At 65.0% G+C, this 11,735-nt stretch carries 14 protein-coding genes; 3 read left to right on the top strand and 11 right to left on the bottom strand.

Translation table 11 applies throughout. The features are described 5' to 3' along the window. Nucleotides 1-528: sensor histidine kinase (locus QMZ25_RS11325; RefSeq protein ID WP_283219655.1), on the top strand; the 528-nt coding region annotated here is incomplete at its 5' end. A gap of 94 nt (nt 529-622) precedes the next feature. Here QMZ25_RS11325 and QMZ25_RS11330 read toward each other — a convergent pair. Then, entirely contained in the window at nt 623-1,174 is a 552-nt protein-coding gene (locus QMZ25_RS11330; protein WP_283219656.1) for a GNAT family N-acetyltransferase, read from the bottom strand. Next, the gene (glmU, locus tag QMZ25_RS11335; RefSeq protein WP_065175197.1) at nt 1,143-2,510 is read right to left on the bottom strand and encodes a bifunctional UDP-N-acetylglucosamine diphosphorylase/glucosamine-1-phosphate N-acetyltransferase GlmU; all 1,368 of its coding nucleotides are present in this window, start codon (nt 2,508-2,510) and stop codon (nt 1,143-1,145) included. Before glmU ends, QMZ25_RS11330 begins: the two co-directional genes overlap by 32 nt. Nucleotides 2,511-2,590: 80 nt before the next feature. On the opposite strand from glmU, the gene QMZ25_RS11340 reads away from it, so the two are divergent. After that, complete coding sequence (locus QMZ25_RS11340) at nt 2,591-2,974, top strand: GtrA family protein (protein WP_283219657.1); 384 nt, start codon at nt 2,591-2,593, stop codon at nt 2,972-2,974. Nucleotides 2,975-3,041: 67 nt separating this feature from the next. Here the strand turns inward: QMZ25_RS11340 and QMZ25_RS11345 are convergent, their stop codons facing one another. The 9 genes from QMZ25_RS11345 to QMZ25_RS11385 all read right to left on the bottom strand — a co-directional run bounded on the left by QMZ25_RS11345 (nt 3,042) and on the right by QMZ25_RS11385 (nt 10,242). Beyond that, on the bottom strand, nt 3,042-3,464 hold the full coding sequence (locus tag QMZ25_RS11345) for a F0F1 ATP synthase subunit epsilon (RefSeq protein ID WP_005419509.1): 423 nt from the start codon (nt 3,462-3,464) through the stop codon (nt 3,042-3,044). Between the two features lie 113 nt (nt 3,465-3,577). Continuing rightward, a complete protein-coding gene (gene atpD / locus QMZ25_RS11350) occupies nt 3,578-4,984 on the bottom strand; it encodes a F0F1 ATP synthase subunit beta (protein WP_049429233.1) in 1,407 nt (468 codons plus the stop codon). Between the two features lie 38 nt (nt 4,985-5,022). Then, nucleotides 5,023-5,886, bottom strand: a complete 864-nt coding sequence (gene atpG, locus QMZ25_RS11355) for a F0F1 ATP synthase subunit gamma (RefSeq protein WP_053518734.1) — start codon at nt 5,884-5,886, stop codon at nt 5,023-5,025. Nucleotides 5,887-5,967: 81 nt separating this feature from the next. Beyond that, the gene (gene atpA, locus QMZ25_RS11360; RefSeq protein ID WP_053518735.1) at nt 5,968-7,515 is read right to left on the bottom strand and encodes a F0F1 ATP synthase subunit alpha; all 1,548 of its coding nucleotides are present in this window, start codon (nt 7,513-7,515) and stop codon (nt 5,968-5,970) included. Between the two features lie 44 nt (nt 7,516-7,559). Beyond that, entirely contained in the window at nt 7,560-8,087 is a 528-nt protein-coding gene (locus QMZ25_RS11365; protein WP_283219658.1) for a F0F1 ATP synthase subunit delta, read from the bottom strand. Between the two features lie 2 nt (nt 8,088-8,089). Then, complete coding sequence (locus tag QMZ25_RS11370; RefSeq protein WP_053518738.1) at nt 8,090-8,560, bottom strand: F0F1 ATP synthase subunit B; 471 nt, start codon at nt 8,558-8,560, stop codon at nt 8,090-8,092. 106 nt (nt 8,561-8,666) lie between these two features. Further along, on the bottom strand, nt 8,667-8,972 hold the full coding sequence (atpE, locus tag QMZ25_RS11375) for a F0F1 ATP synthase subunit C (RefSeq protein ID WP_005411133.1): 306 nt from the start codon (nt 8,970-8,972) through the stop codon (nt 8,667-8,669). Between the two features lie 73 nt (nt 8,973-9,045). After that, complete coding sequence (gene atpB / locus QMZ25_RS11380) at nt 9,046-9,846, bottom strand: F0F1 ATP synthase subunit A (protein WP_053518739.1); 801 nt, start codon at nt 9,844-9,846, stop codon at nt 9,046-9,048. Nucleotides 9,847-9,876: 30 nt separating this feature from the next. Beyond that, a complete protein-coding gene (locus QMZ25_RS11385) occupies nt 9,877-10,242 on the bottom strand; it encodes a hypothetical protein (RefSeq protein WP_180876808.1) in 366 nt (121 codons plus the stop codon). Nucleotides 10,243-10,702: 460 nt separating this feature from the next. Between QMZ25_RS11385 and QMZ25_RS11390 the strand changes: the two genes are divergently transcribed. Further along, complete coding sequence (locus QMZ25_RS11390) at nt 10,703-11,521, top strand: hypothetical protein (RefSeq protein ID WP_053518741.1); 819 nt, start codon at nt 10,703-10,705, stop codon at nt 11,519-11,521. The last annotated feature ends 214 nt before the right edge of the window (nt 11,522-11,735 follow it).

Raw genomic sequence — 11,735 nt, forward strand, 5'->3', positions numbered from 1 at the left:
CGCCTGCCGGAGATCTTCACCACCATCGAAGATCGCGCCCGCCACCTGGAGGGGTTCATCCGCGGATACGCACGCTTCGCCAAGCTGCCACAGCCCCAGCTGCAGACCGTGCACTGGGCCACGTTCCTGTCCAGCCTGCGCCAGCAGATTCCGTTCGGCATGGAGCAGGAGCCGGACGAGGAGATGAGCAGCCGCATCGATATCGCGCAGTTCGGGCAGGCGCTGCTGAACCTGCTGAAGAACGCGCACGAAGCCTGCGCGGAAGCCGATCCGCCCAACGATGACGTGCAGGTGCAGTTGACCCGCCTGCCCCAGTGGCTGCGTCTGGATGTGCTTGATCGCGGCAAAGGCATGAACGAGCAGGTACTGCAGAATGCGTTGATGCCGTTCTATTCGACCAAGCGCAACGGCACCGGGCTGGGACTGGCGCTGACCCGGGAGATCGTGGAGGCGCACGGTGGACGGGTGTCGCTGCAGAACCGCAGTGAGGGTGGGTTGTGTGTTTCGATCCTGCTGCCGGCGGGGTGAGGTGACGCTCCGGGAAGCGGAAGCGGCCGCTCCGCCCGCCGGGCATGACCCGGCGCTGCCCGACATCATTGGCGAAGGCACCCCGGAACGACCTTCAGCCATCCATCGAAGACAGGACACGCCGCATCGCCACCCGTAGATGCATCGGAAACCCCAATGCGGCTTCCTCCGCCATCACGGCCTGCAGCCCGTCACCCCATTCCTCCTGCGCAAGCCCCACGAATCCCTCGCCGGCATAGAACGGCGCATTCCACGGCACGTCTGCCAGCGTGGTCAGCACCGCAGAGCGATAGCCCTGGGTCCTGGCCAATGCCAACGCGTGCCGCAGCAAAGCACGACCATGGCCACGACGCGCATGCGCCGGGTCCACATCCATCTGCAGCACATGGAATTCGCCGCACAGCCCGCCTGCCAGCAGGTAACCGGCGATGCCGCCGCCCTCGGCGTCATCCACCACCCACAGCTGCCCACGCCGGAGGCCGTCCCGCAGCGCCTGCAGATCCAGGCCGTGGCCGGCGAACACCGGATAGGCTTCGTGGCCCTTCAGCAGTTCGCCGGCACGCTGTTCGATCGCCGGCAGCACGCCGAGCTCGTCGGCATGCGGAATCCGTGGCTCAGGATTTCTTGACCGGCCGCTTCCAGCCATCGATGGTTTCCTGCCGTGCGCGTGCCAGCGTCAGCTTGCCGTCCGGCGCGGTGCGGGTGATGACCGAACCGGCGGCGATGGTGGCGCCCTCGCCGATCAGAACCGGCGCCACCAGCGAGCTGTTGGAACCGATGAAGGCATTGTCGCCGATGGTCGTGGTCGACTTGTTCACGCCGTCGTAGTTGCAGGTGATGGTGCCGGCGCCGATGTTCACCTTGCTGCCGATCACCGCATCGCCCAGATAGGTCAGGTGGTTGGCCTTGCTGCCCACGCCGAGGGTCACTTTCTTGGTCTCCACGAAGTTGCCTACGTGGACGCCATCGGCGAGCACGGTGCCCGGGCGCAACCGGGCGAACGGACCGACCGATGCGGCACCTTCGGTGACCACCCCTTCCAGGTCGCAGTGCGCGCGCACTTCGGTGCCCGGCCCGAGCGTCACGTCCTTGAGTCGATTGAACGGGCCGATGGTCACGCCATCTCCCAGCACCACCTTGCCCTCAAGAATGACATCGACATCGATGAGCACATCGCTGCCGACCGTCACGCTGCCGCGGATATCCAGCCGTGACGGGTCCAGCACGCGCGCGCCCTGCGCGCACAGCGCACGTACTGCGCGGCGCTGCCACGCGCGCTCGAGCTGCGCCAGCTGCCAGGGATCGTTCGCCCCTTCTGCTTCCTGCACATCGGCCACCAGTGCCATCTCGGCCGGGGTGAACTCACGGGCTGCAAAGGCAAATACGTCGGTCAGGTAGTACTCGCCCTGCGCGTTGCTGTTGGACAGCTGCGAGAGCCACCGGCGCAGCGCGGTCGATTCGGCGGTGATGATGCCGGTATTGATCGTGCGCACGCGCAGCTGGTCATCGCTGGCGTCCTTCTGTTCGACGATGGCGCCGACCCGGCCCTCGGCGTCGCGCAGCACGCGGCCATAACCGGTCGGGTCATCGACATCGGCCACAAGCACGGCCAGCCGGCCCGGCTGCGCCAGCAGGTCGCGCAGCGTCTGCGCGCGGATCAACGGCACATCGCCGTACAGCACCAGCACCTGCGCGGCGTCGGGCACCTGCGGCATCGCCTGCGCGACCGCGTGGCCGGTCCCCAGCTGCTGTGCCTGCTCGGCCCATTGCAGGTCGGTCTGGTCGGCGAAGTGGCGCCGCACTGCCTCGCCACCATGGCCATACACCACGTGGATCGCAGCGGGGTCGAGCTCGCGGGCGGCAGCGATGACATGCGCGAGCATCGGCTGCCCGGCGATCGGCTGCAGCACCTTCGGCAGCACCGACTTCATGCGCTTGCCGGCACCTGCGGCCAGGATGATCACGTGCAGGGGTTGGGTCATGGGGGGAATCCGTGGTTCGATGACACCGATTCTAGAGCGTGGCCCGTTAACATGGATGCCCCTCCTTCTTCAGCATGCCGATGAGCCTCATCCGCCAGGGAAGCACCTACCTCGTCATCGGGCTCGTGCAGCTGCTGGTCGACTGGGCGGTCTTCGTGGCGGCCACCGCACTGGGGTTGCCGGTTGCACCGGCCAACGTCACGGGCCGGCTGGCGGGGATGCTGCTGGGCTTCTGGCTCAACGGTCGCTACACGTTCGCCGAGCCGGGCACGCACAAGCTGGGCTGGAAGCGCTTTGCGCGCTTCTGCGCGCTGTGGCTGCTGCTGACGGCGGCCAGCACGCTGCTGGTCAGCCTGGTCGACCAGGCTCTGGGCCTGCGCTACGCGTGGCTGACCAAGCCGCTGGTCGAGGGCGGACTGGCGGCGGTGTCGTTCCTGCTGATGCGCCACGTGGTCTACCGCTGACCGGCGGTGATGGCGCACAAACAAAAACGCCGGCACGAGGCCGGCGTTTTTGTGGGTGTGGCGAGCCTCAGTGCTTGAGGTTCTTGCGCAGGCGCTCCAGCGCCTGCAACTGGACCACGGCCTCGGCCAGCTTCTGCTGGGCTTCGGCCACTTCCATGGCTTCACCACGGTTGGCCAGGATGCGCTCGGCTTCTTCCTTGGCCTTGCGGACCGAGGCTTCGTCGATGTCCTGCGCGCGGATCGCGGTGTCGGCCAGCACGGTCACCACCTGCGGCTGAACCTCCAGGATGCCGCCGGAAATGGCGAAATCCAGCTGCTCGCCGTTCGGCGTGGTCACCACCACCTTGCCCGGCTTCAGGCGGGTGATCAGCGGTGCGTGCTTGGGCGCGATGCCCAGTTCGCCCAGCTCACCGGTGGCCACGACCAGGGTCGCTTCGCCACGGAAGATTTCCTGCTCGGCGCTGACGATGTCGCAACGGATCGTGCTCATGCAAATCTCTTCGCTGTTCGCGGTGGCGCGATGCCACCGTGGAGGTCCACCGGCCCGGGCGGCTGCCCGGCGCCGGCGTCAGGTCGGGCAGGATCGCTCCCGCCCCTCCCGGATCAGGCCTTCTCGGCCATCTTCTTGGCCTTCTCGACCGCTTCTTCGATGCCGCCGACCATGTAGAACGCCTGCTCCGGCAGGTGGTCGTACTCGCCATCGACGATGGCCTTGAAGCCACGGATGGTGTCCTTCAGCGGCACGTACTTGCCCGGCGAACCGGTGAACACTTCGGCCACATGGAACGGCTGGCTGAAGAAGCGCTCGATCTTGCGGGCGCGCGACACGGCCTGCTTGTCTTCTTCGGACAGTTCGTCCATGCCCAGGATGGCGATGATGTCCTTCAGTTCCTTGTACTTCTGCAGGGTCTGCTGGACGCGCTGGGCGGTGTCGTAGTGCTCGTGGCCGATGACCAGCGGGTCCATCTGGCGGCTGGTGGAGTCCAGCGGATCGACGGCCGGGTAGATACCCAGCGAGGCGATCGAACGCGACAGGGTCACGGTCGAGTCCAGGTGGGCGAAGGTGGTCGCCGGCGACGGGTCGGTCAGGTCGTCCGCGGGAACGTAGACGGCCTGGATCGAGGTGATCGAACCGTTCTTGGTCGAGGTGATGCGCTCCTGCAGGACGCCCATTTCCTCGGCCAGGGTCGGCTGGTAACCCACGGCGGACGGCATACGACCCAGCAGTGCCGACACTTCGGTACCGGCCAGGGTGTAGCGGTAGATGTTGTCGACGAACAGCAGCACGTCCTTGCCCTTGCCGTTCTCGTCCTTCTCGTCGCGGAAGTACTCGGCCATGGTCAGGCCGGTCAGCGCGACGCGCAGGCGGTTGCCCGGCGGCTCGTTCATCTGGCCGTACACCATCGCCACCTTGTCGAGGACGTTGGAGTCCTTCATTTCGTGGTAGAAGTCGTTGCCCTCACGGGTACGCTCACCCACGCCGGCGAACACGGACAGACCGCTGTGCGCCTTGGCGATGTTGTTGATCAGTTCCATCATGTTGACGGTCTTGCCGACGCCGGCGCCGCCGAACAGGCCGACCTTGCCGCCCTTGGCGAACGGGCACATCAGGTCGATGACCTTGATGCCGGTTTCCAGCAGCTCGGTGGCCGGGGACTGGTCTTCGTACGACGGCGCAGCGCGGTGGATTTCCCAGTTGTCGCTGGCAGCGACCGGGCCGGCTTCGTCGATCGGACGGCCCAGCACGTCCATGATGCGGCCCAGGGTGCCGGCGCCGACCGGCACCGAGATGCCACGACCGGTGTTGGTGGCGACCAGGTTGCGCTTCAGGCCATCGGTGGAACCGAGGGCGATGGTACGCACCACGCCGTCGCCCAGCTGCTGCTGGACTTCAAGGGTGATTTCGGTGTTGTCGACCTTCAGTGCGTCGTACACCTTCGGCACCGACTCACGCGGGAATTCGACGTCGACGACCGCGCCGATGATCTGAACGATCTTGCCCTGACTCATTGCTGCATCCTCTAAATGTGTGCTTTGAACGAACGCGGTCAGACTGCTGCCGCGCCGCCGACGATTTCGGAGATTTCCTGGGTGATCGCTGCCTGGCGCGCCTTGTTGTAGACGAGCTGCAGCGTACCGATCAGCTTGTTGGCGTTGTCGCTCGCCGCCTTCATCGCGACCATGCGTGCGGCATGTTCGGAGGCGACGTTTTCCAGCAATGCCTGGTACACCAGCGACTCGATGTAACGCGTCATCACGTGCTCGAGCACGGTCGCGGCATCGGGTTCGTACAGGTAATCCCAGTCGTGGTGCGCGACCTGCTTCTCGGCCGCCGGCAGCGGCAGCAGCTGATCGAAGCTGGCCTTCTGCGTCATGGTGTTCACGAAGCGGTTGTAGACCAGGTACACGCGGTCGACCTTGCCTTCAGTGAAGGCGTCGAGCATGACCTTGATCACACCGATCAGCGATTCCAGCTTCGGCACGTCGCCGATGTGGGTCACGCTGCCGACCATGTTGACCTTGACGCGGCGGAAGAAGGTCGATGCCTTCTGGCCGATGGTCACCAGATCCACTTCCGCACCCTTGTCCTGCCATGCCTTGGCTTCGCCCAGCATCTTGCGGAACAGGTTGTTGTTCAGGCCGCCGGCCAGGCCGCGATCGGAGGAGATCACGATGAAACCGACCCGCTTGACCTGCTCGCGCTCGACCAGGAACGGATGCTGGTAATCGGTGCTGGCCTGCGCCAGGTGGCCGATCACCTGCTTCATCGCCTGCGCGTACGGACGCGAGGTCTTCATCCGATCCTGCGCCTTGCGGATCTTGGAGGCCGAGACCATCTCCAGGGCGCGCGTCACCTTGCGGGTGTTCTGCACGCTCTTGATCTTGGTTTTGATTTCGCGTCCGCTTGCCATCTCTTGTTTCCCGTGGCGCGGGGCTGATGCCCCGCGTTGTTCAACGGTGGAACGGGGCCAGGCCCCGTTCCCCATGCGCTGTTACCAGCTGCCGGTGGTCTTGAAGTCGGCGATGCCCTTCTTGAAGGCACCTTCGATATCGTTGTCCCAGCCGCCGGTGGCGTTGACCTTGTTGATCAGCTCGCCCTGGGTGTTGGCGAAGTGGGCGTGCAGGCCCTCTTCGAACGCCAGCAGCTTGTTGACCGGCACGTCGTCGAGGTAACCCTCGTTGACGGCGTAGATCGACAGCGCCTGGTTGGCGATCGACATCGGCGCGTACTGCTTCTGCTTCATCAGCTCGGTGACGCGCTGGCCACGTTCCAGCTGCTTGCGGGTGGCTTCGTCCAGATCCGAAGCGAACTGCGCGAACGCAGCCAGCTCACGGTACTGGGCCAGCGAGATGCGGATGCCGCCCGACAGCTTCTTGATGATCTTGGTCTGCGCCGAACCACCGACGCGCGACACCGAGATACCGGCGTTCACGGCCGGGCGGATGCCGGCGTTGAACAGGTCGGTTTCCAGGAAGATCTGGCCGTCGGTGATCGAGATCACGTTGGTCGGAACGAAGGCGGACACGTCGCCGGCCTGGGTTTCGATGATCGGCAGCGCGGTCAGCGAACCGGTCTTGCCGGTGACCTTGCCTTCGGTGAACTTCTCGACGTACTCCTCGGACACGCGGGCAGCGCGTTCCAGCAGGCGCGAGTGCAGGTAGAACACGTCGCCCGGGTAGGCTTCACGGCCCGGCGGGCGCTTCAGCAGCAGCGAGATCTGGCGGTAGGCAACGGCCTGCTTGGACAGATCGTCGTACACGATCAGCGCGTCTTCGCCGCGGTCCATGAAGTACTCGCCCATGGTGCAGCCCGAGTAGGCGCTGATGTACTGCATCGCAGCCGATTCGGACGCGGTGGCCGCCACGACGATGGTGTGGGCCAGGGCGCCGTTCTCTTCCAGCTTGCGCACGATGTTGGCGATGGTCGATGCCTTCTGGCCGATCGCAACGTACACGCACTTGATGCCGGTGCCCTTCTGGTTGATCACCGCGTCGATCGCCATGGCGGTCTTGCCGGTCTGGCGGTCACCGATGATCAGCTCGCGCTGGCCACGGCCGATCGGGATCATCGAGTCGACCGACTTGTAACCGGTCTGCACCGGCTGGTCGACCGACTTGCGCCAGATCACGCCCGGAGCAACACGCTCCACCGGAGCGGTCACGTCGGTGCCCAGCGGGCCCTTGCCGTCGATCGGCTCGCCGAGCGCGTTGACGACGCGGCCCAGCAGTTCCGGACCGACCGGCACTTCCAGGATGCGGCCGGTGGTCTTGGCGACGTCGCCTTCGCGCAGGTGCTCGTAGTCACCCAGGACCACGGCGCCGACCGAGTCGCGCTCCAGGTTCAGGGCCAGGGCGAAGGTGTTGTTCGGCAGTTCGATCATTTCGCCCTGCATCACGTCGGCCAGACCGAAGATGCGCACGATGCCGTCGGACACGCTGGTCACGGTGCCTTCGTTGCGCGATTCCGCGGCCAGCTTGACCTTCTCGATGCGGTTCTTGATCAGTTCGCTGATTTCGGAGGGGTTGAGCGTGGTTGCCATCGTCAAGTCCTAGTGCCGGCAGCGGGGCCGGACGTTAAATGAATTCAGTTAGCGAGCGCGGTCTGCAGGCGGGCCAGCTTGCCCTTCAGCGAACCATCGATGACCACGTCGCCGGCGTCGATCACGGCGCCGCCGATCAGCGAGGCATCGACCGCAGTGGTCACATCGACCTCGCGGTTGAAGCGCTTGCGCAGCGCGACCTTGATCGCGTCCAGCTCGCCGGCCGACAGTTCGGCGGCCGAGGTCACGGTGGCCTTGACCACGTGCTCGGCTTCGGCGCGCAGGGCGTCGAACATGCCGGAGATCTCCGGCAGCAGCGACAGACGATGCGATTCGGCCAGGATGGCCAGGAAGCGCGAGAAGCTTTCGCCGTGGGTCGCCGGCGCCAGCAGGGCGACAGCGTCGTCACGACCGAGCTCCGGGTTGGCGAGCAGGGCCGCCACGCGCGGGTCGGCGGCGACGTGGGCGGAGAACGCCAGGGCGTCCGACCACGGCGCGAACGCACCTTCGTCGCGCGCGGTCGCGAACGCGGCGCGGGCGTACGGGCGGGCAAGCGTGAGGGCCTGGCTCATCCTTAGATCTCCGAGGCCAGCTCGTCGAGCAGCGCCTTGTGGGCGTTGGCGTCGATTTCGCGCTTGAGCAGCTTTTCGGCACCGGTCACGGCCAGCGCGGACACCTGCTTGCGCAGATCTTCACGGGCACGGTTGGCGGCGGCGTCGATCTCAGCCTGGGCCAGTTCCTTCTGACGGGTGGCTTCGGTGATCGCTTCGGTACGGGCTGCGTCGACGATCTGGTTGGCGCGCGCGTGGGCCTGGTCGATGATCTCGTTGGCCTTGGTGCGGGCTTCCTTCAGCGCTTCGTTGACCTTCTCCTGCGCCTGGGCCAGATCTTTCTGGCTGCGGTCGGCAGCAGCGAGGCCTTCAGCAATCTTCTGCTGGCGCTCTTCGATCGCGTTCATCAGCGGCGGCCAGATCTTGGTCGCGATGATCCAGATCAGACCAGCGAAGGCGAGCGCCTGCGCAAGAAGGGTGAAATTGATATTCATGGTTAGCTCGATCGCTGGTTTCGGGGTGGACGCGCCGCCGGGGCGGCGCATCCGGCCTTCATCCGAAACCGGGTGCATCAGCACCCGGTCGTCTCAAACCGCTGTATCAGCCGGCCAGAGCCTTGGTGACGGCACCGGCGAAGGCGGCCGACAGCGGGTTGGCGAAGGCCAGCAGCAGGCCGACGGCGACCGAGATGATGAACGCGGCGTCGATCAGGCCGGCGGTGATGAACATGCGGACCTGCAGGACCGGGATCAGTTCCGGCTGGCGGGCGGCCGACTCCAGGAACTTACCAGCCATGATGGCCAGACCCAGACCGGCGCCCAGCGCGGCCAGGCCGATCATGATGCCGACGGCGAGGGCGGTGGAGCTCTGAATCTGCGCGAAGTTGGTCAGGACGGCGAAGTACATGGTTATCTCCAGGAACTTAAGTTGCTAAGGGTGATGAAACGGATGAAGGTTGAAACGCGTTGAAGCTTGAAACTCAGTGAGCGTCTTCCGACAGGCTCAGGTACACGATCGACAGCATCATGAAGATAAAGGCCTGCAGCGGGATCACCAGCAGGTGGAACAGCATCCAGCCGAGGCCGAACGCACCACCGGCAATGGCGCCGAAGAAACCGGCACCACCCAGCACCCAGATCAGCAGGAACACGATTTCGCCGCCGAACATGTTGCCGAACAGTCGCATCGCCAGGGAGATCGGCTTGCTCAGCCACTCGACGATGTTGAGGATCAGGTTGAACGGCATCATCCACTTGCCGAACGGAGCCGTCAGGAACTCCTTGATGAAGCCGCCCAGTCCCTTGGACTTCAGCGCGAAGAACAGCATCAGGAAGAACACGCTGATGGCCATGCCCAGGGTGGCATTGACGTCGGCGGTCGGCACCGGCTTCCAGTAATGGATGCCCGCCAGCTCCAGCGGCTTGGCGATGAAGTCGGCCGGGATCATCTTGATGAGGTTCATCATCAGGATCCAGAAGAAGATCGTGATGGCGATCGGCGTGACCAGCTTGCTCTTGCCGTGGTAGGTGTCCTTGGCCTGGCGGTCGACGAACTCCAGGCAGATCTCCACGAAGGCCTGCCACTTGCCCGGCACGCCAGCCGTGGCCTTGCGGGTGCCCAGCCAGAAGGCGACCACGATCACCAGGCCCATCAGGACCGCGGTGAGGAAGGTATCGACGTGGATATGCCAGAACATCCCGTCGCCGTTGCCGACCGGTGCGGTCAGGTTCTGCAGGTGATGCTGGATGTAGCTGGTAGGGGTTAGAGCCTCGCCCGCCATGTGTCCGGAACCTTAGTTAATTGAATTCTGTCAACGCCTGGCCATCGCCAGGACCTGGAACATCAAGCCGACGGCGATACCGGCCAACAGCGCCAATGCAGGCAGCTTGAAGACCAGGAACCCCACCAGCAGGACGCCGAAAACGACTACCCACTTCGCCACGATCGCAATGATCAGCCGTGCCATTGCCGACCCCGCAGCCAGGGCACCCCCGCCCAGCGCCATCCGTGCCGCGACCCAGCCACCGGCCGAGATCGCCACGCCGGATGCCAGGGCACCGAGCGCGTACTTCGGCCCTACCAGCAGGAAGGCCAGGGCCAGGACAGCCACTGCGGCCAGCGGGTAGACCGCGGCGCGCAGCATCAGTCGCCGACCCGCTTCAACGGAGTTCAGCACAGGACGTCCCGCGTGGTTGCAAGTGGAGGGCTGAGGCGGCTACAGCAGGGGGGCCTCATCGAGCCGCCAAATTATAGCAATGGGACAATTTGCGAGACAACCGCTGCCTGTTCATCCCGGAAGGGCGCAAGTTGCGGTAACGGTTACATTTTTGCGTGCCGCCCAAGGGACAATGACGTCCACATGATGCTGCGGTGCAGCGTATTGAACTTTGGTCGCACGCTTGGGAACTTTCCGCGACCTTGCCGGTCCGACCTTCCGACCTGCCTGCAGCAACCTCGTCGACGCTTCGCCCCGCAGGTCCACGATGGCCCCGAAGCCCGGCTCCGGGGCCATCCTTTTTCATGGTCGTGACAGCGCTGAACCGTGCACACGCCATCGACCATACGTTCACGCATGGTGGACGAGCGCGTCCTGCACAGTGGGCTTCATTCTGATGAACCACTGCAAGGACTCTTCGATGCGCTCCGTCCCCACCCTGCTCGCCCTCTCCCTGCTTGCCGCCGGCGCATCGTTCGCCAGCGCCGCCCATGCCGCCGAAGGCGATGACCGTTTCGCCCTGCGCCTGGGTGCGATGAACATCGATTCGGACAACACGCTGCGCGGCAACACCACTGTCGCCGGCCAGGACGTCGGTTTCTCGGAAGATTTCAAGCTCGGCGGCAAGGAATGGGAACCGCGGGTAGACGGCATGTTCCGCCTCAGCGACCGCCAGCGCTTCCTGTTCAACTACTTCAAGTACGACAAGGACCGCCGCGAGACGCTGGGCCAGGACATCTCCTTCGGCGGCGTCAACGTGCCGGCTGACAGCTTCGTCAAGGCCGAGCTGAAGTACCAGGTGGCCAGCCTGGTCTACGACTACTCCGTTGTCGACACCGACACCTTCGATCTGGGCCTGCAGCTGGGTGCGGAGTACGCCAAGGTCAGCACCAAGGGCTATGCGGACCTGGGCACCGTGTATGAAGGCCAGTTCCTGGACGAGAAGACCGACGGTGTGGCACCGGTGGTCGGTGCACGCCTGAGCTTCACCCCGTCCGAGAAGTGGATGATCACCCTGCAGGGTCAGTACCTCAACACCCGCTGGGGCAGCTTCGACGACTACAAGGGTGACCTGAGCCGCGCCAATGCCATCGTCGATTACCGCCTGACCAAGAACTTCGGCCTGTTCGCCGGCTACGACTGGTTCAAGCTGGATGCGGACAAGAAGGGCAGCGACGGCACCATCGGTCTGAAGCAGGAATTCAAGGGCCCGGTGGCCGGCGTCAGCTTCGTGTTCTGATTCCTGCCCCTTCCATCGCACTCTCTCCTGGCGCTGCCTCCGGAACATCGGGGGCCGCGTTTTTTTGTGCTGCTTTGTCCTGCCGGGGTAAAAGCGGCATTGTCGAGCGCTGGAGGGAGAGGGAGCTGCATGCGAATGTCCCCTGGCGCCGGCCTGCGGCCGTCACCTCCTCCTTTACTTCGCACGCAGCCCCCTCTCCCTCCGCGTGTCAGGC

Source organism: Stenotrophomonas sp. RS-48 (assembly GCF_030053245.1).
In the GTDB taxonomy this organism is placed as follows: Bacteria; Pseudomonadota; Gammaproteobacteria; order Xanthomonadales; family Xanthomonadaceae; genus Stenotrophomonas; species Stenotrophomonas maltophilia_P.

What these genes read in the sequence shown, in the direction of transcription:
- QMZ25_RS11330 (WP_283219656.1), bottom strand. Translation starts at nt 1,174, where the DNA reads ATGGCTGGAAGCGGCCGGTCAAGAAATCCTGAGCCACGGATTCCGCAT.
- glmU (WP_065175197.1), bottom strand. Translation starts at nt 2,510, where the DNA reads ATGACCCAACCCCTGCACGTGATCATCCTGGCCGCAGGTGCCGGCAAG.
- QMZ25_RS11340 (WP_283219657.1), top strand. Translation starts at nt 2,591, where the DNA reads ATGAGCCTCATCCGCCAGGGAAGCACCTACCTCGTCATCGGGCTCGTG.
- QMZ25_RS11345 (WP_005419509.1), bottom strand. Translation starts at nt 3,464, where the DNA reads ATGAGCACGATCCGTTGCGACATCGTCAGCGCCGAGCAGGAAATCTTC.
- atpD (WP_049429233.1), bottom strand. Translation starts at nt 4,984, where the DNA reads ATGAGTCAGGGCAAGATCGTTCAGATCATCGGCGCGGTCGTCGACGTC.
- atpG (WP_053518734.1), bottom strand. Translation starts at nt 5,886, where the DNA reads ATGGCAAGCGGACGCGAAATCAAAACCAAGATCAAGAGCGTGCAGAAC.
- atpA (WP_053518735.1), bottom strand. Translation starts at nt 7,515, where the DNA reads ATGGCAACCACGCTCAACCCCTCCGAAATCAGCGAACTGATCAAGAAC.
- QMZ25_RS11365 (WP_283219658.1), bottom strand. Translation starts at nt 8,087, where the DNA reads ATGAGCCAGGCCCTCACGCTTGCCCGCCCGTACGCCCGCGCCGCGTTC.
- QMZ25_RS11370 (WP_053518738.1), bottom strand. Translation starts at nt 8,560, where the DNA reads ATGAATATCAATTTCACCCTTCTTGCGCAGGCGCTCGCCTTCGCTGGT.
- atpE (WP_005411133.1), bottom strand. Translation starts at nt 8,972, where the DNA reads ATGTACTTCGCCGTCCTGACCAACTTCGCGCAGATTCAGAGCTCCACC.
- atpB (WP_053518739.1), bottom strand. Translation starts at nt 9,846, where the DNA reads ATGGCGGGCGAGGCTCTAACCCCTACCAGCTACATCCAGCATCACCTG.
- QMZ25_RS11390 (WP_053518741.1), top strand. Translation starts at nt 10,703, where the DNA reads ATGCGCTCCGTCCCCACCCTGCTCGCCCTCTCCCTGCTTGCCGCCGGC.